At 70.8% G+C, this 22,253-nt stretch carries 21 protein-coding genes and 1 tRNA gene; 12 read left to right on the top strand and 10 right to left on the bottom strand.

Features of this window, described 5'->3' with window-relative positions; translation table 11 throughout:
• The first annotated feature begins 65 nt into the window (after positions 1–65).
• Positions 66–713, top strand: a complete 648-nt coding sequence (locus tag ABZ642_RS31135) for a MerR family transcriptional regulator (RefSeq protein ID WP_360490086.1) — start codon at positions 66–68, stop codon at positions 711–713.
• Here the strand turns inward: ABZ642_RS31135 and ABZ642_RS31130 are convergent.
• Positions 691–1,494 (bottom strand): exodeoxyribonuclease III, encoded by an 804-nt coding sequence (locus ABZ642_RS31130; protein WP_360489854.1) that lies wholly within the window; start codon positions 1,492–1,494, stop codon positions 691–693. The genes ABZ642_RS31135 and ABZ642_RS31130 overlap by 23 nt on opposite strands.
• 78 nt (positions 1,495–1,572) lie before the next feature.
• Here ABZ642_RS31130 and ABZ642_RS31125 point away from each other — a divergent pair, with 78 nt between their 5' ends.
• Complete coding sequence (locus ABZ642_RS31125) at positions 1,573–2,061, top strand: GNAT family N-acetyltransferase (protein WP_360489852.1); 489 nt, start codon at positions 1,573–1,575, stop codon at positions 2,059–2,061.
• A gap of 211 nt (positions 2,062–2,272) precedes the next feature.
• Here ABZ642_RS31125 and ABZ642_RS31120 read toward each other — a convergent pair.
• From ABZ642_RS31120 to galU, 7 genes are all read right to left on the bottom strand, one after another.
• Positions 2,273–2,346: transfer RNA gene (locus ABZ642_RS31120), tRNA-Ala, on the bottom strand.
• 103 nt (positions 2,347–2,449) lie between these two features.
• The gene (gene glpR / locus ABZ642_RS31115) at positions 2,450–3,679 is read right to left on the bottom strand and encodes a gephyrin-like molybdotransferase receptor GlpR (RefSeq protein WP_360489850.1); all 1,230 of its coding nucleotides are present in this window, start codon (positions 3,677–3,679) and stop codon (positions 2,450–2,452) included.
• 184 nt (positions 3,680–3,863) lie between these two features.
• Entirely contained in the window at positions 3,864–4,535 is a 672-nt protein-coding gene (locus tag ABZ642_RS31110) for a GNAT family protein (RefSeq protein WP_360490084.1), read from the bottom strand.
• Positions 4,536–4,555: 20 nt separating this feature from the next.
• Entirely contained in the window at positions 4,556–5,092 is a 537-nt protein-coding gene (locus tag ABZ642_RS31105; protein ID WP_360489848.1) for a MogA/MoaB family molybdenum cofactor biosynthesis protein, read from the bottom strand.
• Positions 5,089–5,601, bottom strand: coding sequence for a cyclic pyranopterin monophosphate synthase MoaC (moaC, locus tag ABZ642_RS31100; protein WP_360489846.1), 513 nt, complete (start codon positions 5,599–5,601; stop codon positions 5,089–5,091). Before moaC ends, ABZ642_RS31105 begins: the two co-directional genes overlap by 4 nt.
• Positions 5,602–5,728: 127 nt before the next feature.
• Positions 5,729–7,051 carry a gephyrin-like molybdotransferase Glp gene (gene glp / locus ABZ642_RS31095; protein WP_360489844.1) on the bottom strand — a complete coding sequence of 441 codons (1,323 nt, stop codon included), beginning with the start codon at positions 7,049–7,051 and terminating at the stop codon, positions 5,729–5,731.
• Positions 7,048–7,959 carry a UTP--glucose-1-phosphate uridylyltransferase GalU gene (gene galU / locus ABZ642_RS31090; protein ID WP_360489842.1) on the bottom strand — a complete coding sequence of 304 codons (912 nt, stop codon included), beginning with the start codon at positions 7,957–7,959 and terminating at the stop codon, positions 7,048–7,050. Before galU ends, glp begins: the two co-directional genes overlap by 4 nt.
• A 134-nt stretch (positions 7,960–8,093) precedes the next feature.
• On the opposite strand from galU, the gene ABZ642_RS31085 reads away from it, so the two are divergent.
• Positions 8,094–8,675, top strand: a complete 582-nt coding sequence (locus tag ABZ642_RS31085) for a 5-formyltetrahydrofolate cyclo-ligase (RefSeq protein ID WP_360489840.1) — start codon at positions 8,094–8,096, stop codon at positions 8,673–8,675.
• 97 nt (positions 8,676–8,772) lie between these two features.
• Here the strand turns inward: ABZ642_RS31085 and ABZ642_RS31080 are convergent, their stop codons facing one another.
• Positions 8,773–11,532: a penicillin acylase family protein gene (locus tag ABZ642_RS31080; protein WP_360489838.1), complete on the bottom strand. Its 2,760-nt coding sequence runs from the start codon at positions 11,530–11,532 to the stop codon at positions 8,773–8,775.
• 259 nt (positions 11,533–11,791) lie between these two features.
• Here ABZ642_RS31080 and ABZ642_RS31075 point away from each other — a divergent pair, with 259 nt between their 5' ends.
• From ABZ642_RS31075 to mscL, 6 genes are all read left to right on the top strand, one after another.
• Positions 11,792–13,318 (top strand): potassium/proton antiporter, encoded by a 1,527-nt coding sequence (locus ABZ642_RS31075; protein WP_360490082.1) that lies wholly within the window; start codon positions 11,792–11,794, stop codon positions 13,316–13,318.
• 365 nt (positions 13,319–13,683) lie between these two features.
• Positions 13,684–14,976, top strand: a complete 1,293-nt coding sequence (locus ABZ642_RS31070) for an MFS transporter (protein ID WP_360489836.1) — start codon at positions 13,684–13,686, stop codon at positions 14,974–14,976.
• A gap of 67 nt (positions 14,977–15,043) precedes the next feature.
• The gene (locus tag ABZ642_RS31065) at positions 15,044–15,361 is read left to right on the top strand and encodes an FmdB family zinc ribbon protein (protein ID WP_360489834.1); all 318 of its coding nucleotides are present in this window, start codon (positions 15,044–15,046) and stop codon (positions 15,359–15,361) included.
• 100 nt (positions 15,362–15,461) lie between these two features.
• Positions 15,462–16,295: an S-methyl-5'-thioadenosine phosphorylase gene (locus ABZ642_RS31060; protein WP_360489832.1), complete on the top strand. Its 834-nt coding sequence runs from the start codon at positions 15,462–15,464 to the stop codon at positions 16,293–16,295.
• Between the two features lie 179 nt (positions 16,296–16,474).
• Positions 16,475–17,050, top strand: coding sequence for a hypothetical protein (locus ABZ642_RS31055; protein ID WP_360489830.1), 576 nt, complete (start codon positions 16,475–16,477; stop codon positions 17,048–17,050).
• A 138-nt stretch (positions 17,051–17,188) separates the two neighbouring features.
• Positions 17,189–17,665 carry a large conductance mechanosensitive channel protein MscL gene (gene mscL, locus ABZ642_RS31050; protein WP_360489828.1) on the top strand — a complete coding sequence of 159 codons (477 nt, stop codon included), beginning with the start codon at positions 17,189–17,191 and terminating at the stop codon, positions 17,663–17,665.
• A 76-nt stretch (positions 17,666–17,741) separates the two neighbouring features.
• Here the strand turns inward: mscL and ABZ642_RS31045 are convergent, their stop codons facing one another.
• A complete protein-coding gene (locus ABZ642_RS31045) occupies positions 17,742–17,921 on the bottom strand; it encodes a hypothetical protein (protein ID WP_360489826.1) in 180 nt (59 codons plus the stop codon).
• Between the two features lie 503 nt (positions 17,922–18,424).
• Between ABZ642_RS31045 and ABZ642_RS31040 the strand changes: the two genes are divergently transcribed.
• The 3 genes from ABZ642_RS31040 (at position 18,425) to ABZ642_RS31030 (ending at position 22,117) form a co-directional block, all read left to right on the top strand.
• Positions 18,425–19,663, top strand: coding sequence for a low temperature requirement protein A (locus tag ABZ642_RS31040; RefSeq protein WP_360489824.1), 1,239 nt, complete (start codon positions 18,425–18,427; stop codon positions 19,661–19,663).
• A gap of 39 nt (positions 19,664–19,702) precedes the next feature.
• Positions 19,703–20,728 carry a P1 family peptidase gene (locus ABZ642_RS31035; protein WP_360489822.1) on the top strand — a complete coding sequence of 342 codons (1,026 nt, stop codon included), beginning with the start codon at positions 19,703–19,705 and terminating at the stop codon, positions 20,726–20,728.
• Between the two features lie 165 nt (positions 20,729–20,893).
• Positions 20,894–22,117, top strand: a complete 1,224-nt coding sequence (locus tag ABZ642_RS31030) for an Ig-like domain-containing protein (RefSeq protein ID WP_360489820.1) — start codon at positions 20,894–20,896, stop codon at positions 22,115–22,117.
• Positions 22,118–22,253: the final 136 nt, after the last annotated feature.

The raw sequence follows: 22,253 nt of genomic DNA, 5'->3' as shown, positions 1-22,253 counted from the left end.
GTACAACATAGGCTTCGCATGTGGCAGACGACGGTGGACAGGGCGGCGAGGCGCGCGAGTACCGCATGGAGGAACTGGCCGGCCTGGCCGGCATCACCGTGCGCACGCTGCGCTTCTACCGCGAGCGCAAGCTGATCCCACCACCGCGCCGCGAGGGCCGCATCGCCTGGTACGACGACCATCACCTGGCCCGCCTGCGCACGATCTCGGCGCTCCTGGAACGCGGTCACACCCTCAGCGGCATCGCGGAACTGGCGGAAGCCTTCGACCACGGCCGTGACGTGGCCGACCTGCTCGGGGTCGGCACCCCCACCGAGGAGGAGCCGGTCCGCCTGACCCCCGAGGAGCTCGCCGCCCGCTTCGAGGGCGAGGCCACCCCGGAGAACCTCGTCGCCGCCCTGGACCTCGGCTACCTCGGCACCGACGGCGACGACATCGTCCACATAAGCCGCCGCCTGCTGGACGCCTCGGAGGCCCTGGTCCGCGAGGGCTTCCCGCTCGCGGAGGTCCTGGCGGCCGGCCGGAGCGTCCGCGAGCACGCCGACGCCCTCGCCGAACTCTTCGCCGAACTCGTCCTGCGGCACGGCCCCCAGGAGGACATGGAGCGCCTGCGCCCCCTGGCCCGGAGCGTGGTGGAGGCGGAGGTCTCGCTGGCCCTGGACCGATGGATGAGCAAGCGGGACCAGCCCGTCAGAGGTCGTACACGACAGTGACCGGCGCGTGGTCCGACCAGCGCTCCGCATGGGTGGCCGCGCGCTCCACGAAGCCCTTGACCGCCTTGCCCGCGAGCCCGGGCGTGGCCATCTGGTAGTCGATGCGCCAACCCGAATCGTTGTCGAAAGCCCGCCCCCGGTACGACCACCAGGTGTACGGCCCCTCGACGTCCGGATGCAAGGCGCGTACGACGTCGAGGTACCCGCCGTCGGCCGGGTCCAGGACACTGCCGAGCCAGTCCCGCTCCTCCGGGAGGAAGCCGGAGTTCTTGGTGTTGCCGCGCCAGTTCTTCAGGTCGGCCTGCTGGTGGGCGATGTTCCAGTCGCCGCAGACGACGACCTCGCGCCCGTCGGCGGCGGCCCGCTCGCGCAGTTCCCTCAGGTGGGCGAGGAACGCGTCCATGAACCGGTACTTCTCGTCCTGCCGCTCGGTGCCGACCTCCCCGGAGGGGAGATAGAGGGAGGCGACGGTGACGCCGGGCAGGTCGGCCTCGACATAGCGCCCGCTCGCGTCGAACTCGTCCGAGCCGAAGCCGACGCGCACGCTGTCCGGCTCGCGCCGGGTGTACAGGGAGACACCCGCGCGCCCCTTGGCGGACGCGGGGGCGTGCACGACATGCCATCCGCCGGGCGCGCGCACCCCCTCCGGGAGCTGCTGCGGCTCCGCGCGCACCTCCTGCAGGCAGAGCACGTCCGCGGAGGTCTCAGCGAGCCACTCCACGAAGCCCTTCTTCGCGGCGGCCCGCAGCCCGTTCACATTCACCGAGGTCACAGTCAGCACCAGGGCACGATACCGGCACACTGGACGGAGTCCCCATGTCCACCGCGCTTCCGCCTGCACGAATATACGATGCCTCACATGAATATACGTACCGTTGCCTTCGATCACCCCGACGCCGTCAAGCTCAACGACGAGGTCCAGGCCGAGTACCACCTGCGTTACGGCGACGGGGGCGACGCCACGGCCCTCGACGCGGCCGACTTCGCACCGCCGAACGGCGTCTACCTGATCGCGTACGACGAGTCCGACCGCCCCGTGGCCACCGGCGGCTGGCGCAGCCAGGACGAGAACGGCGAGGGCAACGAGGACGGCGACGCCGAACTCAAGCGCATGTACGTCGTCGAGGAGATGCGCGGCCGGGGCCTGGCCCGACGCATGCTCGCGGCCCTGGAGGAAGACGCTCGCGCGGCCGGCCGCCTCCGCATGGTCCTGGAGACCGGCACCAAGCAGCCGGAGGCCATCGCCCTGTACGCCTCCAGCGGTTACGAGCCGTGTGTGAAGTTCGGCTTCTACCGCCACTACGAGTCGAGCCGCTGCTACGCGAAGCCCCTGCGGGCAGACCTGTAATCCATGTCACATCTGGCCACCTCGCCCCCGGCGCTGGGCGTCGGGGGGATCGTGGCCGCCGCGTCGCCCCAACTGCTGCACCGGACCGGTCAGGTGACCACCCGGCCCTCACCCCTGGACCAACTCGCCCTTTGGCGCCGACCGATTCGGGAGGCCCCGAAACGACAGAGATCCCGGCGATCGAAATGATCGCCGGGATCTCATCGTGCAGTGGACCTGTGGGGATTTGAACCCCAGACCCCCTCGATGCGAACGAGGTGCGCTACCAGACTGCGCCACAGGCCCTTGCAACGAGTGAAACTCTAGCATCCCCGTCGGGGTGCTTGGAAATCCGTTCCCTGACTGGTCAGGGACGGGGTCCCGGGAGGCGCCCCGCGCTTTCCCCGTGTCACTCGTTGGCCGCGCGCGGGCGCTCGCCGTCCTCGTACTGGTCGAACAGCGGCGTGCGGCCGCGCTCGCGTGCCCGGCGCGCGGAGGCCGCGCGGCGCGCGTCGGTCCGGCCGTCCGCCGGCTTGTCGTCGGTGGCGGACTCCGCCGCCTCCGCCTCGCTCTCCGGCGCGACCGGCTTGGTCTCCTGCTCCGGCGCGACGGAGCTGGACCGCGCCGAACTCCAGGCGTCGGGCGCCCCCAGATCCACATCGGAGGTGGCACGGGGCGCGACCGGCGCGGTCACGTACGTCGGCAGTGGCACCGGTACCGGGTCCCAGCTGTCCCCGTGCCCGGGCCGCCGCTGCCGCTCACGCTGCTGGTCGACCCACTCGGCGTGATCGGTCTGTTCGACTAGGGCGCGCCGGTCGGCGGCGAGCGCGGACAGGCCGGGGTCGGTCTCCGCCCCTGGTCCCTCGTCCGGTTCGTCCGTGACCGCGCCTTGGTCGAGGGGCGCACGCCGTCGCGGCTGGCGCTCCCGCAACCGCTGTGCGGCCACCTCGGCCTGACGCCGGTCCATGTGGTAGGCGAAGCGTCGGCGCTCCTGCGCGCGCAGGTAGGCGATGTAGCCGCTGAGCATGACGGCGGGTACGCCCGGGGCCCACAGGAACGCCAACCCCCCGACGGCCGCGACGATCGCGCCCAGCGTGAACGCGACGAAGAGCAAGACGGTGGTGCGCCGGCGGCGCGCGAGCGCCTTCGTACGCCGGGCGCGCGCCGCGGCCGTCTGCGCCGAGGAGGCGCGCCGCGCAGCCGGAACTCGCTTGCGCTCGGAGGCTGATGCCGGGGCGGGCGTGGCGCCCGCCTGACGGGCCGGTGCGGACGGGGACTTGGCCGCCTGCGCGACCGCCTGGTCGCGTACCGGTTCCTGGCGCCCGGGTGCCTCCGGCTCCGCCTCGGCCCGGACCTGACGGCGGGTCGGAGGCATAGCGAAGGCACGGACGTCCACCGAGTCGGTGACGGCGTCCGGATCGCCGGCGTCCTGCTCCCCCTCTGGGGCGGAGCGCGCCCGCAGGTCCTTGGCGTATCGGCGCTCCATCCCCGCCCGTCCGGACAGCAGCCGGATGGCGGTGCTGAAGCGTTCCGTCGGACGGGCCTCGTTCAGCTCGTCCTGCCTACGGAGCCACATCGGCACCAAGTAGGCGGCCCAGGCCCCGACAATGACTGCGTAGATGAGGCCGCTGCTGCTCACGCCTCACACGGTAGAGGGGTTTGCGTGGGGCCATCTGCCAATTGCGTCGGTGTGTCGCACGATCTGGCTGATATTTCGAACTTTTTTTGTGACCGATGCGATCAACGGGCCACCGGAGCCGCGAATTCATTGCCCCGAGACGGTCACCAGTCGATCAATTTCGAACACGTATTCCATTTTCGGGCTAGCCGGGATTCCCTGGGGTGTTCTGCGGATTCCAGGGCACGTTCGGAGTACCCGTCGTGCCCGGTGCCTTCGGCGAACCGCTCTGGGAGCGTTCCCGCCGCCAGCGGCCGAGCAACCCCTCGGGCACCTCTTCCGCGGTGAGAGCGAAGACGAGGTGGTCACGCCAGGCTCCGTCGATGTGGAGATAACGCGGCCGCAGCCCCTCCTCACGGAATCCGAGTTTCTCCACGACCCGGCGGCTGGGCCTGTTCTCGGGGCGAATGCAGACCTCGATGCGGTGCAGACCGACCGTGCGGAAACAGTGGTCCACCACAAGCGCGACGGCCGTCGGCATCACCCCGCGGCCGGCCACCGACCGGTCCACCCAGTAGCCGACGTGTCCCGAGCACATCGACCCCCAGGTGATCCCGGCGACCGTCAACTGCCCGACCAGGCGACCCTGGTACTCGATGACGAAGGGCAGCATGCGGCCCGCGTTCGCCTCCGAGCGCAGATGCCGGACCATCTGCCGGTAGGTCGGCCGGTGGGCGATCGGACCACTGGGCGTGGGCGGCGGGATGGTCGCCTCCCATGGGCGCAGCCAGTCGCGGTTGCGCCGGTTCACGTCGCGCCAGGCCCGCTGGTCGCGCACCCTTATGGGCCGGAGGACGACATCGCCGTCCACCAGCACCACGGGCCAGGATGGGCTGTTCAGCTCGCACCCCCGGTGCTGGGTCTGGGGTGGTCGCCGCCTCGGATCTGGTCGACGGCGTGCGCCAGCAGCGGTTCCAGGACGGCCAGGCCGTCCCGTACCCCGCCGGTGGACCCCGGAAGGTTGACGATCAGTGTCCGGCCCGCCACCCCGGCCAGACCACGGGAGAGCGCGGCGGTGGGCACCTTCTCCCGTCCGAACGCGCGGACGGCCTCCGCGATGCCCGGTACCTCGTGGTCGATCACCGCGCGGGTCGCCTCGGGCGTCCGGTCGGTGGGCGAGATGCCGGTGCCTCCGGTGGTGACGACGACGTCGTACCCGGCTTCGACGGCCGCGCGCAGGGCGGCGGTCACGGGATCGCCGTCGGGCACGACCCGCGGCCCGTCCACGGCGAATCCGAAGCCCTCCAGGCCCGCCGCGACCAGTGGTCCGCCCTTGTCCTCGTAGACACCGGCGGCGGCGCGGTTGGAGGCGGTCACCACCAGCGCACGGTACGGCGCGCGCGGCGCACCACCGGCGGACGGCCCGGCGCTCACGCCCGGCTCCAGTCGCCCGACTTGCCGCCCGTCTTCTCCTCCACGCGTACGTCCGTGATGACCGCTCCCTTGTCGACCGCCTTGACCATGTCGATCACGGTGAGTGCGGCGACGGAGACCGCGGTGAGGGCCTCCATCTCGACGCCCGTGCGGTCCGTCGTCTTCACGGTGGCCCGGATCTCCACGGCGTCCTCCACGACCGACAGATCCAGTTTCACACCGGAGACCGCCAAGGGGTGGCACAGCGGGATCAGGTCCGGGGTGCGTTTGGCGCCCATGATGCCCGCGATGCGCGCGGTGGCCAGGGCGTCGCCCTTGGGGACGCCCTCGCCGCGCAGCAACTCGATCACGCGGGGTGAGACGAGGACGCGTCCGCTGGCGCGGGCGGTACGCGCGGTCACGTCCTTGCCGGACACGTCGACCATGCGGGCGGCGCCCGCGTCGTCGATGTGCGTCAGGCGGTCTGGCGCAGGGCGTCCGGGGGTCTCCCCCCGGGAAGGCTCAGTCATGCTGTGTGGCGCTCCCGGTCCGGGCCCGTCGCGGTGCGGCGCTCGGGCCTGCTGTGCGCGACACGGTACCGCCAAGCCGGCGCGAACGACCGGGCAGGACCGCCCGGCGGACGGGGACGCGCGCGGGTCAGCCGAGCAGGACGACCTCGACCTCGCTGCCGGGCTCGACGGACTCCACGTCCTCGGGTACGACGATCAGCGCGTCGGCGTGCGCCAGGGCGGCGACCAGATGCGAACCGGCGCCGCCCACGACGGTCACCTCGCCGTCGGCGTACGCCCCGCGCAGGAACTGCCTGCGCCCCTTGGGCGAGCCGAGCGCCCGGTCCGCCTTGAGGGTGGCCTTGGTACGGGGCCGGTGCACGTCCGGGAGGCCCATCAGGGTGCGGATGGCAGGTCGGACGAACAGCTCGAAGGAGACGTACGACGACACGGGGTTGCCGGGCAGGGCCAGCAGGGGCGTGTGGTCGGGGCCGATGGAGCCGAAGCCCTGGGGCTTGCCGGGCTGCATGGCGAGCTTGCGGAAGTCGATGCCGCCGCCCGCCTCGTCCTCGTCGCCGACGTGCGCCAGCGCCTCCTTGACGACGTCGTACGCCCCCACGCTCACACCGCCGGTGGTGACCATCAGGTCGGCTCTGACGAGCTGGTCCTCGATGGTGGCACGCAGGGTGTCGGCGTCGTCGACGACCGCGCCCACCCGGTAGGCGATGGCGCCCGCGTCCCGGGCCGCGGCGGTGAGGGCGAAGCTGTTGGAGTCGTAGATCTGGCCGCTGCCGAGCTCCTCGTCCGGCTGGACGAGCTCGCTGCCGGTGGACAGGACGACCACACGCGGGCGCGGGCGCACGCGTACCGAGCCGCGGCCGATCGCGGCGAGCAGCGCGATCTGCGGCGGGCCCAGCACGGTGCCCGCCTCCAGTGCGCGGTCACCGGCCCGCACGTCGCTGCCCTTCGCGCGCACGTGCGCGCGCGCCTCGGCCGGCCGGTGCACGCGCACGTGCCCCTCGGCTCCCTCGGGCGCGAGGCGGCGCGCCACCATCTGCTCGACCGGCCCCTCGCCGAGTCCGCCGTCGGTCCACTCCACGGGGACGACGGTCTCGGCGCCGGGCGGCAGCGGGGCACCGGTCATGATCCGGGCGGCCTGACCGGGGCCGACCGGGGTGAGCTCGGCGGCGCCCGCCGCCACATCTCCGACGACCTCCAGGACGGCCGGGAACTCCTCGCTCGCGCCCGCCACATCCGCGACCCGTACCGCGTACCCGTCCATGGAGCTGTTGTCGAACGGCGGCAGTGACACCGGCACCATGACGTCGTCGACCAGGACGCAGCCCTGGGCGTCGAGGAGTTGCAGCTCGATGACTTCCAGGGGGCGCACGGTGGTGAGGATGTCCTCCAGGTGCTCGTCCACCGACCACAGGTGGTTCTGGCCGGCGGGGCGGGTCGCGGCGCTGCTCAACTCTGCTGCATCTCCTCGGCTACGTAACTGCGAAGCCAGGTCCGGAAGTCCGGGCCCAGGTCTTCACGTTCGCACGCGAGCCTGACAATGGCACGCAGATAGTCGCCGCGGTCGCCGGTGTCATAGCGGCGGCCCTTGAAGACGACGCCGTGCACGGGACCGCCGACCTTCTCGTCCTGGGCGAGCTGCTGGAGGGCGTCGGTGAGCTGGATCTCGCCGCCGCGGCCCGGCTCGGTGCGCCGCAGTATGTCGAAGACGTGCGGGTCGAGGACGTAGCGGCCGATGACCGCGTAGTGGGACGGGGCGTCCGCCGGGTCCGGCTTCTCGACGAGGCCGGTCACCTTGACGACGTCGCCGTCGGCGGTGGTCTCCACGGCCGCGCAGCCGTAGAGGTGGATCTGCTCGGGAGCGACCTCCATGAGCGCGATCACGCTGCCGCCGTGCTGCTCCTGGACCTCGATCATGCGCTGGAGCAGCGGGTCGCGCGGGTCGATCAGGTCGTCGCCGAGCAGGACGGCGAAGGGCTCGTGGCCCACGTGCGGGGCGGCGCAGAGCACGGCGTGACCGAGGCCCTTGGGGTCGCCCTGGCGCACGTAGTGCATCGTGGCCAGGTCGCTGGACTCCTGGACCTTGGCGAGCCGGCTGGCGTCGCCCTTCTTCTGGAGCGCCGATTCCAGCTCGTAGTTGCGGTCGAAGTGGTCTTCCAGGGGACGCTTGTTGCGTCCGGTGATCATGAGGACGTCGTCGAGCCCCGCCGACACGGCCTCCTCGACCACGTACTGGATCGCCGGCTTGTCGACGACCGGCAGCATCTCCTTGGGAGTGGCCTTGGTGGCCGGCAGGAACCGGGTGCCGAGGCCTGCGGCGGGAATGACAGCCTTGCTGATCCTGGGGTGCGACTGAGTCATGTCCGCAACCTTATCCGGTGCCTTTGCGAAGAATCTGAGGCTCCGGTTAATTGGCACTCATATGAGCAGATTAGAAAAGGATGCGGAGACGACCTGTGCGGCACGGTGAACCCGGGGGCGAGACTGACAAGCGAATGTTGCGGCGAGAATGCCTGGGGGTGAGGAACAGGTTGACGACAGACGTCGTCAGGGAGTCGGCCGACGCGCTGGCCGAGCACGCTCTGGAACTGCCCGAGCTGGCGCGTGCACGCACGGTGGCGGCGTACGTCTCCGTCGGGAGCGAGCCCGGCACCCTCACGCTGCTCGACGCGCTGCTCACGCGGGGCGTGCGCGTCCTGCTCCCCGCGCTCCTGCCGGACAATGACCTGGACTGGGGCGCGTACGCCGGGGAGGGCTCGCTGACGCGCGTCCAACACGGCGGGAAGATGGCGCTGTTCGAACCCACCGGTGAACTCCTCGGCCCGGACGCCGTGCTCGCCGCCGACGTCGTCCTGCTGCCGGGACTCGCGGTCGACGCGCGCGGGATGCGGATGGGGCGCGGTGGCGGGTCGTACGACCGCGTACTGGCGCGTCTGGAGCACGCGGGCGCGCACCCGGCGCTCGTGGTGCTGCTGTACGACACGGAGGTCGTCGAGCGCGTGCCCGCGGAGGCGCACGACCGGCCGGTGCAAGCGGTGGTGACGCCGTCGGGCACGCGCCGGTTCACGGGCTCTTGAGCCGGCCGGCGCGCGGGACGACGGCAGGCGCCGGTGCGTGAGACGGCCCGCCACCCGTGCGTGGAGGGCCGTCTCCGGCGGCGGGCGGTCAGGCAGCTCAGGGCTTGAGGACGAGCGTGTCGCCGGTGCTCTTGTCGACCGCCTTGTCCGAGAACGACCAAGGGAGCAGTTCGCCGTCGGCCCACTTGCCGGTCTGGTCGGTGTAGTGGGCGCTGAAGGCATGGCCGGAGGCACCGGTGAGGTTGATCCACTTGGATTTGTCGAGGTCGTCCAGGTTGACGACCATCCGCATGGAGGGGACCCAGACGACGCCGTAGCCGCCTGCGGCGTTCCAGCCGGTCGCGTTGACCGTGGCCTCGCCGCCGCTGAGCTTCCAGGGGCCGCGGTTGAGGACGTACTGGACGATGGCCGGGCCCTCGGTGCCCAGGGTCTGGTTCTTCAGGAACAGGCGGTGCAGCCGGCCCCAGCTCCAGGTGTCGATGTCCTTGCCGAGCTTGGCGGTGAGCTCCCAGCGGGCGTCGATCATGGCGCGGGCGAACAGCTCGTTCATGTTGTCGGCCTTGGGGCGGGTGCCGGACGCGGGCGTCTTCCACCAGTCGCTGTTCGGCTTGTCCATGAGGGTGCGGACCACCTCGAACCAGCGGTCGCCGCCGTCCGGCTGGGCCTGGTCGGCGTCGCGCTCGCCGCACTCGCGGACCTTGGAGTCCTCGTCGACCGGACCGGTGCTGTCGGCCTTCTCGACCCACAGGCACTGGCCCTTGACCCGCAGTTCCTTGGGCAGTTTGTTGCCGAAGGCGAGCTTGAGGATGTTGCGCCAGACCGAGTTGAAGTAGGCGGCGGCCGCGGAGTCGGCGTCCTGGGTGTAGTCCCAGCCTTCGAGGAGTTTCTGCGCCTCGCGGACGTCCTTGTCGTCGAGGTTGATCTTCAGCAGCTTGGGCACCAGCAGCTTGGCGATCTCACTGCTGTTGTCCAGCTGCATCTGGCGCATGTCGTCGGTGGAGATCTTGCCGCCGTCCTTGATCTTCGACTCGATCAGGTCGGTGATGCGCTGGCTGCGGGTGCCGTAGCCCCAGTCCGTGGTGAGCGTGTAGGGGTACTTGTCCTTGTCGACCACGGCCTGGTTGGCGGTGACGATGTAGCCGCGCTCCGGGTCGTACTCGTAGGGCAGTTCGTCCTGCTTGATGTAGCCGGTCCACGCGTACTTGGAGTCCCAGCCGGGGGCCGGGATGGAGCCGTCGTCGGCCGACGAACGCGTGGGGATCCGGCCGGGCAGCGTGTAGCCGATGTGGTTCTTGGTGTCGGCGTAGATCAGGTTCTGCGAGGGCACGTCGAACTGGGCGGCCGCGTCGCGGAAGCTGCTCCAGTCGGACGCCTTGTCGAGGGCGAAGACGGCGTCCATGGTGGTGCCCGGTTCGAGGGCGGTCCACTTCAGCGCGACGCCGTAACCGTCGCCTCGGTCGGGTGCGGCGGTGTCGACGGAGGCCTTCTTGCCCACCTGGACGAGTTCGTCGTTGCGGTCGGACAGCAGGGGCATCCCGTCGGCGGTCTGGCGTACGACGATCTTCTTCGACGTGCCGCCGGCGACCTTGATGGTCTCCTCGCGGGTGGTGAAGGGCTTGGTCCTGCCGTCGTAGAGGTAACCGTCGCCGGAGAGCTTCTCCAGGTAGAGGTCGGTGACGTCGACACCGGAGTTGGTCATGCCCCAGGCGATGTCCGCGTTGTGGCCGATGATCACACCGGGCATGCCGGCGAAGGTGTAGCCGGTGACGTCGTACTGGCACTTGCTGGAGACCGTCGTGCAGTGCAGGCCCATCTGGTACCAGACGGACGGCAGCGAGGCCGACAGGTGCGGGTCGTTGGCGAGCAGCGGCTTGCCGGTGATGGTGTACTTGCCCGCGACGACCCAGGAGTTGGAGCCGATGCCCTGGCCGTTCACGCCGACGGCCGTCGGGACGTCGTCCAGGACGTTGTAGAGGCCCGCCAGCTGGCTTGTCAGCGCCGAACCGGTGGCCGACGAGGTGGAGGAGCCACTCGTGCCCGTCGAGGTCCCGGAGCCGCCTGTGGAGCCGCTCTGCTCGAACGTCTTGGTGAGCTTGTCGTACTGGCCCTCCTGGACGATCGGGTTGTTGCGGCTGTACGGGTACTCCGGGTAGAGGTCCTTGATCTGCTGCGGGCCGAGGCGGCTGGTCATCAGGGCCCGGTCGATCTCGTCCTTCATGTTGCCGCGCAGGTCCCAGGCCATCGCCTTCAGCCAGGAGACCGAGTCGACGGGGGTCCACTGCTCGGGCTTGTAGTCGTTTATGAAGCCGAGGGCCGCGTACTCCAGGGAGATGTCCTTGCCGTCCTTGCCGGCGAGGTAGGCGTTGACTCCCTTGGAGTAGGCCTGCAGGTACTTCTTCGTCGAGTCCGACAGCTTGGTGTCGTACTCCTCCTTCGCGACCCGGTCCCAGCCCAGGGTGCGCAGGAACTCGTCGTCCTTCACCTGGCCCTTGCCGAACATCTCGGACAGGCGCCCGGAGGTCATGTGACGGCGCACGTCCATCTCGTAGAACCGGTCCTGCGCCTGGACATAACCCTGTGCCATGAACAGGTCCGCGTCGGACGAGGCGTAGATCTGCGGGATTCCGTAGCTGTCCCGCTTCACGGTCACGGGTCCGGAGAGACCCTTGAGCGTGAGCGAACCCTTGGTCTGCGGGAAGGACGCGCGGACGGTGCTGATCGACCAGTACGCCCCGTAGGCGATGCCCCCGACGATGGCGAGGACGAGCACCAGAACGATCAGGCGGGCTTTGCGCCCCTTCTTCCTGCCGGACTTGCCAGGCTTGTCACCCGATGTGGCGGTGGTGTTGGGGGGCATCGCTGTCCTTGCTGTCCTAACGCGAGCGGCAGGCGGTCCTGGAGTGCTGGAGCAACCATAGGCGCAGGGCCTCACGCGCCTTGACGCGGAGTCGGGAACCGGCGGGCACGAGCGTTCGATCTTGCCTCGCGAAACGTCAAGAAAGCGTCAAGAGTTAGGTAAGGTAACGAAGTACTTGGGTGCGGAGCGCCGCAGCCCCGGGTCCTGTGTACGTGAGCTTTCGCGTCGCCCGCGCGCGAGCCGACGAAGGGAATCGCCACTGACTGTCCAGCACCTCAACCAGCTCCTGCTCGTCTGCTCCCTGGTCCTGCTCGTCGCCGTCGCGGCGGTCCGGATCTCCTCGCGCAGCGGGCTCCCCAGCCTGCTCGTGTACCTGGGGATCGGCGTCCTCATGGGCCAGGACGGCATCGGCGACATCCACTTCGACAACGCCGAACTGACCCAGGTCATCGGATACGCGGCCCTGGTCGTGATCCTGGCCGAGGGCGGTCTCGGCACGAAGTGGAAGGCGGTCGAACCGGTCCTGGCGTCCGCGTCCGTGCTGGCCCTGGTCGGGGTCGGGGTGAGCGTCGGGGTCACCGCGGCGGGCGCGCACTATCTGGTCGGGCTGGAGTGGCGGCAGGCGCTCATCATCGGAGCGGTGGTGTCCTCGACGGACGCGGCGGCGGTGTTCTCCGTACTCCGGCGCATCCCCCTCCCCGCGCGCGTGACGGGCACGCTGGAGGCCGAGTCCGGCTTCAACGACGCCCCGGTGGTCATCCTGGTCGTCGCCTTCTCCACCGCGGGCCCGGTCGAGCACTGGTACGTCCTGCTGGGCGAGATAGCCCTGGAACTGGCCATCGGTGCGGCCATGGGCCTCGCGGTCGGCTGGCTCGGCTCCTGGGGCCTCAGGCACGTGGCACTGCCCGCCTCCGGCCTCTACCCGATCGCCGTGATGGCCATCGCGGTCACGGCGTACGCCGCCGGCGCGCTGGCGCACGGCAGCGGCTTCCTCGCCGTGTACCTCGCCGCCATGGTGCTCGGCAACGCCAGGCTGCCGCACTGGCCCGCCACGCGCGGTTTCGCCGACGGACTCGGCTGGATCGCCCAGATCGGCATGTTCGTCCTGCTCGGCCTGCTGGTCACCCCGCACGAACTCGGTGACGACATCTGGCCGGCCCTGGTCATCGGGCTCGCGCTCACCATGGTGGCCCGCCCCCTGAGCGTGATCGTCAGCCTCGCGCCGTTCCGTGTGCCCTGGCGGGAGCAGACCCTGATGTCCTGGGCCGGCCTGCGCGGCGCCGTCCCCATCATCCTGGCGACGATCCCCATGGTGAACGGCGTCGACACCAGCCACCGGATCTTCAACATCGTCTTCGTCCTGGTGGTCGTCTACACCCTCGTGCAGGGGCCGACGCTGCCCTGGCTGGCCCGGAAGCTGCGGCTCGGCGACCACCCGGAGGCGGCCGACCTCGGTATCGAGTCCGCGCCCCTGGAGCGGCTGCGCGGGCACCTGTTGTCCGTCTCGATCCCCGAGGGCTCGCGGATGCACGGCGTAGAGGTCAACGAGTTGCGGCTGCCCGCCGGGGCCGCCGTCACCCTGGTCGTCCGCGAAGGAAAATCGTTCGTTCCGCTGCCGACGACAGTGTTGCGGCTCGGGGACGAGCTCCTCGTGGTCGCCACCGACCCGGTACGCGACGCCGCGGAGCGCCGGCTGCGCGCGGTCGGGCACGGGGGCAAGCTGGCGGGCTGGCTGGGCACGAACGGAGCGGCGAGCGCGGGGCCGGGGTCGCCCTCCGGGCGGTGAGCGCGGGCGCGCGGGGCGGTCAGGGTCGCAGGCCGGGGGCGCGGAATGCCGCAGGCGCGGGCGCGCAACGGCTGCGGGGCGCGTGAGGCGCGTGTTAAGGGTGTGTTTCGGACGGTTCACACCCCGACCAATCCCAGGTGTACGCCCCCTATGGTGCCCGTTTTCACAGGTGTGCGAGATGTCGAGCCCTGTACGATGAAAGCACCTGATCGAACCAACTCTGCCTGACGCAGAGCTGGCGCGACCGTATGGCGGCCGGATCGCTCTTCGCAGTAGACACCGGTATCTACCGCAGTTCCGCGCAAGAGGACAGCTCTCGGCGCCCCCGCACGGGCGCGCTACCAGGCGGCAGAAAGGCACGGGCCGTGGAATCCACGGTCACCTCCGAGCCGTCGAAGAACTCGGCGTCGCCGCCCCGCCCGGGGTACGGACAGCTGCTGCGCACCCGCGGCGCCTGGACGTTCCTGCTTCCCGGTTTCGCGGCGCGCCAGCCGTTCGCGATGCTCACCATCTCGATCGTGCTGCTCGTGCAGCACACCACCGGCTCGTACGGCGCCGCGGGCGCCGCCGCGGCGGTCACCGGTGTCTCCATGGCGCTGTTCGCGCCGTACAGCGGCCGCCTCGCCGACCGCTACGGGCAGCGCGCGGTGCTGATCCCCGGAGTGCTGGTCCACACGCTGTCGGGGCTGGCCTTCACGGCGCTCGCGCTGGCGCACGCGCCCTTGTGGGCGCTGTTCGTGGCGGCCGTGCCGACCGGGGCCTCGGTGCCGCAGGTCGGCCCCATGGTGCGCGCCCGCTGGGGTGTGAAGCTCCAGGACTCGCCCCTCATGTCCACCGCGGCTGCCTTCGAGTCCGTCACGGACGAGCTCACCTTCGTCTTCGGCCCGCTGCTCGCGACCGCCCTGTGCACCGCCGTGGCCCCGGCCGCCGGCCTGGTCACGGAGGCCTCACTGACCCTGGTCGGTGGTCTCCTCTTCGCCGCGCAGAACAGCACCCAGCCACGGGTGGCCGGCACCGGCCACGCGCGCGTGCAGCATGTCTCCGCACTCCGTGTCCCCGGCGTGCGGGTGCTGGTCGCCGCCTTCCTCGGCATCGGATCGGTCTTCGGCGGCATGCAGGTCTCGCTCGCCGCGTTCACCGAGTCGATCGGTGAGCCCGGCCTGAACGGCGTCCTGTACGGCACGTTCGCCGCGGGCAACATGCTCTCGGGCGTCGTCTGCGGCGCGATCGCCTGGAAGGCCGCCCCGCACCGGCGCCTGGTCGTCGGTTACGCGGCGCTGGCGCTGACCGCGTCGGCGCTGTGGACGTCCCATTCCGTGCTCGTCCTGGCGGGCCTCGGTCTGCTGGTCGGCATGTGCATCGCACCCGCGCTGATCACCGGCTACACGCTGGTCGAGGGCCTGGTCCCGGCGGGCGCCCGCACGGAGGCGTTCACCTGGCTGACCGGCGCGGTCGCGCTCGGCCAGGCGGCCGCGGTCACGGTCGCCGGACAGCTGGAGGACCGCCTGTGGGGCGGCGCCGGATTCCTGGTGCCGATGGCGGGCACGGTGCTCGCCCTGGTGACCCTTGTGGCGCTGCGCTCGCGGCTCGTCACCCGGCCCCGGAACCGTACGGTCGCACGTGGCGTCGGTCACCGCGTGCCGGTGACGGTGGACTGATCCTCGGGAATACGTCACTATGGACCGTCGTTAGCACTCATCGAGTGAGAGTGCCAGGAGGAAGACAGTGCCGACCTACCAGTACCAGTGCACCGAGTGCGGCGAGGGCCTCGAGGCGGTGCAGAAGTTCACCGACGACGCCCTGACCGAGTGCCCCAACTGCGGTGGCCGCCTGAAGAAGGTGTTCTCCGCCGTCGGCATTGTCTTCAAGGGCTCGGGTTTCTACCGCAACGACAGCCGCGGCTCCTCGTCGAGCAGCAGCCCCGCGTCGAAGCCGTCGGGTTCCGGCTCGTCGAGCACGTCGTCCGACTCGAAGTCGTCGTCCTCGACGTCATCCTCGGGCTCGACGTCCTCCTCGGGCTCCGCCAGCAGCTCCGCCGCCTGAGACTCCTCCTCCCGGACCCCGCTGTCGTGCGACGGCGGGGTCCGAGGTGTTCCCGGGCACCGGGTCCGGCGTGCCGCGGCGGCCAGCTAGTGTGCTGGGCATGGTGAACGCAGAGATCGGCGTAATCGGCGGCTCCGGCTTCTACTCCTTCCTCGACGACGTGACCGAGGTCCAGGTCGACACGCCCTACGGGCCGCCCAGCGACTCCCTCTTCCTCGGCGAGATCGCCGGCCGCCGGGTCGCCTTCCTGCCCCGCCACGGACGCGGCCACCATCTGCCGCCGCACCGCATCAACTACCGGGCCAACCTCTGGGCGCTGCGCTCCGTCGGCGTGCGCCAGGTGCTGGGCCCGTGCGCGGTGGGCGGTCTGCGCCCCGAGTACGGGCCGGGCACGCTCCTCGTGCCGGACCAGCTGGTGGACCGTACGAAGTCCCGGGCGCAGTCGTACTTCGACGGGCTGCCGCTGCCCGACGGCACCGTGCCGAACGTGGTGCACGTGTCCCTGGCCGACCCCTACTGCCCCACCGGGCGGGCCGCGGCGCTCAAGGCGGCTCGCGGCCGGGACTGGGAGCCGGTGGACCGGGGCACGCTGGTCGTGATCGAGGGACCGCGCTTCTCGACCCGCGCCGAGTCGCTGTGGCACCAGGCTCAGGGCTGGTCCGTGGTGGGCATGACCGGTCATCCGGAGGCGGCGCTCGCCCGCGAACTCGAGCTCTGCTACACGTCTTTGACGCTGGTCACCGACCTGGACGCGGGCGCCGAGACCGGCGAGGGCGTCTCGCACGACGAGGTGCTGCGGGTGTTCGCGGCGAACGTGGACCGGCTGCGGGGCGTGCTGTTCGACGCGGTGGCGGCCCTGCCGGAGAACACGGCACGGGACTGCCTGTGCACGAACGCGCTCGGCGGGATGGACCCGGGATTCCCGCTGCCGTAGCACGGGCACCAGGGGCAGTCACCGAGGGGCCAGGCCGCTGTGGAAAACGGGCGGAACTCCCCGTTCGGGTGGCGGAGTTGTCCACAACCCGTGGGTAGCCCACGGGCTCCGACGTGTTTCGGCGCGAGGCCTCATCGTGGCCTCGCAAGCCCGATTCCTCGTCGCAGGTGGTGATCCACATGTCCGTTCCCCCACCCTCCTCCCCCGCCTTCCCCCCTCCCCTTCGCGTCCCGCGCCCGCTGGGCACGGACGCCCCCGCCACCTGCGAGATCCCGCACTTCGACCCAGTGCGGGTACGCGGCGGGAGCTGTCGGCTGGGCAGGCTGCTGCGGCACCGCAGGCGGGCCCTCGCGGCCGGCCTGGCGGTCACGGCGGCGGCGCTCGTCGCGGCCGGACCCCGCGCCGCCACGGATCCCCTGCACGCCGACCGGCCCCGGAAGCATCCGGTCACTCACCCGGTACGGCGGCACGCCCCGCCCGTGGACATGGTGACGGCGCCGGTGCGGATCGCCGACGCCGCAACGGTCCGCCTGCTGCACCCGGGCGACCGGGTGGACGTCATCGCCGCCGAGGATCCCTCGACGGGCGGGGACGCCCGGGTGATCGCGCGGGGGGTGCGTGTGACGGAGCTGCCGGAGCCGGCCGAGGGGACTTCGGAGAGCGGGGCGCTGGTCGTGCTCTCGGTTCCGCGTGCCGCCGCGGCACGGCTGGTCGGCGCGAGCGCCACGGCGCGGCTGGCGGTGACGTTGTGCTGAACAGTCTGGGGAATTTTCTTGGCCGAATCCTGTCAAGTCCCTCGTTCGAGCTACCGGATTGGGCACGATGGCCGCATGGTGACGTAGGTTGCGGAGCGTTTTGTTCCACACCCTGTGCACGCGAGGAGAGTCCCCGAGGTGAGCGAGAAGCAGGATCCGGGCATATGGCAGGGCTTCAAGGCCTTCCTGATGCGCGGCAACGTCGTCGATCTGGCAGTCGCGGTGGTCATCGGCGCCGCCTTCACGAACATCGTCAACTCGGTGGTGAAGGGGCTCATCAATCCGCTGGTCGGCGCGATCGGCACGCAGAACCTCGACAGCTACAGTTCGTGCCTGAAGGACCCGTGCAAGTTGAATCCGGACGGCACGGTGAAGAGCGGCATTCAGATCATGTGGGGCTCCGTCCTGGGAGCCACACTGAGCTTCGTGATCACCGCCGCGGTCGTGTACTTCCTGATGGTCCTGCCGATGGCGAAGTACCTGGCCCGGCTGGAGGCCCGCCGGAGGGCGAGGGAGGGCACGCGCGAGGTCGTCGAGGTGACCGAGCTGGAGGTGCTGAAGGAGATCCGCGACGCCCTGATCGCGCAGCGCGGGTCCGGGCACAACGAGCGCTAGCGACACTGCCGCGGGCGGCCCGGGCGACTGCGCGGGCCGCCCGGCGGTGGTGGGTCCGGGCGACGGCGCGGACGGTTCAGACGTGGTGGGGCGGCTTCTCGTCGAGGAAGCGCTTGAGGTCGGCCGCGGAGTCCCCCTCCGGCCGCTCGCCCCAGCCGCCGTCCGTGTCGTCCGAGGACTGCCGGTCCAGCGGGTCGTCGAAGATCAGCGCGGCCTTCGGGTCGCGCGGCTCGGGCTCGGGGGAGGCGGTGCTCATGCCTCAAGAGTACGGTCCGTACAGTTCCGGTCCGGCCGAGGCGTCCGCCGGCCCTGGGCCTGCCACCCGGCCCGACCGGCACGCGGCCGCACACGAGGCCGCGAATGCGATGGCGACCACAGATTCCGTGGCCGTGGGCGAGTCCGATGACTCCGAGTTCTTCACGGGCCCGGATCTGCTGACCGGATTCCGTGCGTTCCTGAACGAGCAGTTCAGCCGGCCGTTCGAACGCGACGAGCAGGCCCCTGCCCCTGGCACCACGACGGTCCACGAGCCGTACCCGGAGACCACCTCGGAGACCGTCCCGGCGGTCGCCCGCGTCGCGCACCCGGGCGTCGCCCATGGCTGCGTCCCCACCGTCCACGCCGTCCACACCGTTCGTCCGGCGCTCCGGCCGGGACTGCACCCGCACCCCTCTCGCCCTGCCCGTCGCCCTCCTCCCCTCTCTCCGCTCGTGAACCCGTTCACAAGCCTTCGCTGCCCTTTTCTGGTGTGCTGGACGCATGACGTCGAGTTCCACTCCGGCGCCCGCTCCCCAGGGCGCGCCCCAGCCCCTTCGACCGCTGCGTCGGCTCACCGCGCGCGGGCGCGACGAAGCCCACCGCGTCGCCTCGCCGCTCGAGCTCTTCTTCGACCTGTGTTTCGTGGTGGCCATCGCGCAGGCGGGTGGGGAACTGGTGCACGCCGTCGCGGAGGGCCGTCCCGGCATGGGCATCCTGAACTACGCGATGGTGTTCTTCGCCATCTGGTGGGCCTGGATGAACTTCACCTGGTTCTCCTCGGCGTACGACAACGACGACGCGCTGTACCGGGTCGTCACCCTGATCCAGATCGCCGGCGTGCTGGTGCTGGCGGCCGGCGTCTCGCGGTCCTTCGCGGACCACGACTACATGGCGGTCTGGCTGGGCTACGTGATCATGCGGCTGGCGATGGCGTCGCAGTGGCTCAGAGCCGCACGATCGGCCGAGGGCGCGGAGAGAACGATGGCGCTCCGGTATGCGGGCGGTGTGCTGCTGTGTCTGGTCGGCTGGCTGGGACTGGTGCTGCTGCCGGAGCACGCGCGCGCCTGGGTGTTTCTGGTGATGGCGGTCGTCGAGATGTGTGTGCCGCTGTACGCGGAGAAGGCCTCTGCCACCTCCTGGCATCCGCACCACATCGCCGAACGCTACGGGCTGTTCACGATCATCGTGCTCGGAGAGACGATCGCGGCGGCGACCGTCGCCGTGAAGTCGGCCCTGACCGAGCATGACGCGCTGGGAGAGCTGCTGCCGATCGCGGCGGGCGGCCTGCTGATCGTCTTCTCCGCATGGTGGATCTACTTCGTGGTTCCGATCCACGGCCATCTGCGCTCCAACAGGGAATCCTTCCTGTGGGGTTACGGCCACTACCTGATCTTCGCGTCGGCGGCCTCGATCGGCGCGGGCCTGGAGGTGGCCGTCGAGCAGGCGGTCGGCACGGCGCACATCTCGACGCCGGCCGCCTCGGCGGCCGTGACCCTGCCGACGGCGCTGTACCTGCTGACCGTGTGGGCGCTGCACTCGCGGTACTTCAAGATCGGCATCGCCCAGCAGCTGGTGCTGCCGGTGACGGCGCTACTGGTGATCTGCTGCACCTTCCTGGGCGACTGGGCGGTGCCGGCGGCGGGCCTGGTGTCGGCGCTGGCGGTGGCGACCGGGACGACTCTGACGGCGCGCACGGCCGGCCGCCGACGCCCGGCGGACGCCGCCGCGGCCGCCACCTGACGCTCCGCGACGACCGCCGGCTGGGCCAGACTGGCCGTCATGACAGTTGACGCATTGACGGACGTGGCCGGGCTGCGGGTGGGACACGCTTCCCGCAGCGGCGACGGCTGGCTCACCGGCACCACGGTGGTGCTCGCGCCCGAGGGCGGCGCGGTCGCGGCGGTGGACGTGCGCGGCGGCGGTCCGGGGACCAAGGAGACGGACGCGCTCGACCCGCGCAACCTGGTGCAGCGGGTGGAGGCGATCGTGCTCACGGGCGGCAGCGCCTACGGGCTCGACGCGGCGTCCGGGGTGATGGCCTGGCTGGAGGAGCGCGGGCGCGGGGTGCGGGTGGGGGCGGATCCGGCGCACGTCGTGCCGGTGGTGCCCGCCGCCTGCGTCTTCGACCTGGGGCGGGGCGGGGACTTCCGGGCCCGGCCGGACGCGGCCACGGGGCGCGCGGCGGTCGAGGAAGCCGCGGCGAGCGCACCCGGGGCACCAGTGCGGGAGGGGTGCGTGGGGGCGGGTACGGGCGCCGTGGCCGGGGCGTTGAAGGGCGGGGTGGGCAGCGCGAGCGCGGTGCTGGAGTCAGGAATCACGGTGGCCGCGCTGGTGGTGGCCAATGCCGCCGGCGCGGTGATGGATCCCGAAACAGGCGTGCTGTACGGGGAGTTGTTCCAGGGGCGCGTGGAGTACCCCGAGGAGCGGGTGCACGAGGCCGCGCGCCGGCGGCTCGCCGAAGCCGCCGCCGAGAACGGGCTTCCGCCGCTCAACACCACACTCGCGGTGGTGGCGACCGATGCCGACCTCTCGAAGGCGCAGGCGCAGAAGCTGGCCGGGACGGCGCACGACGGGATCGCGCGCGCCGTGCGGCCGGTGCACCTGCTGCACGACGGGGACACGGTGTTCGCGCTGGCGACGGGTACGCGCCCGCTCGACGCGAGCCCGCTCGCGCTCAACGAGATTCTCGCGGCCGGCGCGGACCTGGTGACGCGCGCCGTCGTGCGCGCCGTGCGGGCCGCCGAGTCCGTGGCCGGGCCCGGCGGAGTGTGGCCGTCGTACGGGGAGTTGTACGGGGCGCGATGACAGTGGCGGGGGCGCGCCCCAAGTGTCGCGCGTCCTCGCTGATTGTCCCGGTTCTGTCACGTGATGGCGTTCGTGGCCGCCCGGGGGAACCCGAACCCGCGTCGGCGCCCTCTCTCTCCACGCACTGGAGCGGATCACGCACATCACAAGAACTTGGAGCAGCCCGTGACAACGCCGGACATTGCAGCGCGGCGCGCACTGGGGGCCTGTGCCGCCCTGATGGTCGGCGCCCTCACCCTGACCGCCTGCGGCGGCAACGCCAGCGCCAAGAGCGACGACGGCAAGGGCGGGCAGGACAGCGCCGCCAAGACGTCGACCGCGAAGATCGTCATCTCGGCGAAGGACGGTTCGAACGGCGCGTCCATCAACGCGACCGGCGTGCAGGTCAGCGCCGGCAAGCTCACCGTCGTGAAGATGACCGTGGCGGGGTCGGGGCAGGCCGTGGACGGCACCCTCTCGGCGGACGGCAGCACCTGGAAGCCGAAGGAGCAGCTGGAGCGCGGCACGAAGTACGAGATATCGGCGACCGCCAAGGACGCCAAGGGGCTCACGGCGGCGGCCAACTCCATCTTCACCACCGTCGATTCGGCGAACAGCTACATCGGGACGTACACGCCGGACAACGGGACGACGGTCGGTGTGGGGATGCCGGTGTCGTTCACCTTCGACAAGGTCATCAGCGACAAGAAGGCCGTGCAGTCGCACATCGCGGTCACGTCCAGCAGCGGACAGCAGGTGGTGGGGCACTGGTTCGGCTCGCAGCGGCTGGACTTCCGGCCGCAGGATTACTGGAAGGCCGGCTCCAAGGTCACGATGAAGATCGACCTGGACGGGGTCGAGGGCGCGAACGGCGTCTACGGGGTGCAGAAGAAGACGGTGACCTTCACCGTCGGGCGTTCACAGGTCTCCACGGTCGACGCGAACACGCAGACCATGACGGTGGTCCGGGACGGCCGGACGCTCAAGTCGGTGCCGGTGTCGACGGGCAGCCCGGAGCACACGACGTACAACGGGCAGATGGTGATCTCCGAGAAGTTCACCCAGACCCGGATGAACAGCCAGACGGTCGGCCTGGGCGGGGAGTACGACATCCCGGACGTGCCGCACGCGATGCGGCTGACGCAGTCGGGGACGTTCATCCACGGCAACTACTGGTACAACAAGGGCAACGCGCCGTTCGGGCGGGAGGGCACCAGCCACGGCTGTGTGGGGCTCGCGGACGTGCAGGGCGCGCAGGGCGACACGACGGCCAAGTGGTTCTACGACAACTCCCTCATCGGGGACGTCGTGATCGTGAAGAACTCCCCCGACAAGACCGTGCAGCCGGACAACGGGCTCAACGGGTGGAACCTGTCGTGGAACGAGTGGACTGCCGGAAGCGCCGTCTGACCGGCTGGTTTTGACAGATCATCGGGCCGCGCGGGAACTTTTCGCGCGGCCCGCGTGTTTTCCCGGCGTACGTTTTCTCGGTTCCCGGACATGATGTCCGATCGAGGGGCTACGGTATGCACCCACAAGGTGACAT

The sequence above is a fragment of the Streptomyces sp. NPDC007157 genome (genome assembly GCF_040634235.1).
In the GTDB taxonomy this organism is placed as follows: domain Bacteria; phylum Actinomycetota; class Actinomycetes; order Streptomycetales; family Streptomycetaceae; genus Streptomyces.
Note: the sequence above shows the minus strand (reverse complement) of the source record. Positions and strands in the feature narration are given on the sequence as shown.

Excerpts from the sequence above, each read along its gene's own strand:
- ABZ642_RS31135 (WP_360490086.1), top strand. The coding sequence starts at position 66 with ATGGAGGAACTGGCCGGCCTGGCCGGCATCACCGTGCGCACGCTGCGC.
- ABZ642_RS31125 (WP_360489852.1), top strand. The coding sequence starts at position 1,573 with ATGAATATACGTACCGTTGCCTTCGATCACCCCGACGCCGTCAAGCTC.
- moaC (WP_360489846.1), bottom strand. The coding sequence starts at position 5,601 with ATGACTGAGCCTTCCCGGGGGGAGACCCCCGGACGCCCTGCGCCAGAC.
- galU (WP_360489842.1), bottom strand. The coding sequence starts at position 7,959 with ATGACTCAGTCGCACCCCAGGATCAGCAAGGCTGTCATTCCCGCCGCA.
- ABZ642_RS31085 (WP_360489840.1), top strand. The coding sequence starts at position 8,094 with ATGTTGCGGCGAGAATGCCTGGGGGTGAGGAACAGGTTGACGACAGAC.
- ABZ642_RS31080 (WP_360489838.1), bottom strand. The coding sequence starts at position 11,532 with ATGCCCCCCAACACCACCGCCACATCGGGTGACAAGCCTGGCAAGTCC.
- ABZ642_RS31060 (WP_360489832.1), top strand. The coding sequence starts at position 15,462 with ATGGTGAACGCAGAGATCGGCGTAATCGGCGGCTCCGGCTTCTACTCC.
- ABZ642_RS31055 (WP_360489830.1), top strand. The coding sequence starts at position 16,475 with ATGTCCGTTCCCCCACCCTCCTCCCCCGCCTTCCCCCCTCCCCTTCGC.
- ABZ642_RS31045 (WP_360489826.1), bottom strand. The coding sequence starts at position 17,921 with ATGAGCACCGCCTCCCCCGAGCCCGAGCCGCGCGACCCGAAGGCCGCG.
- ABZ642_RS31040 (WP_360489824.1), top strand. The coding sequence starts at position 18,425 with ATGACGTCGAGTTCCACTCCGGCGCCCGCTCCCCAGGGCGCGCCCCAG.
- ABZ642_RS31035 (WP_360489822.1), top strand. The coding sequence starts at position 19,703 with ATGACAGTTGACGCATTGACGGACGTGGCCGGGCTGCGGGTGGGACAC.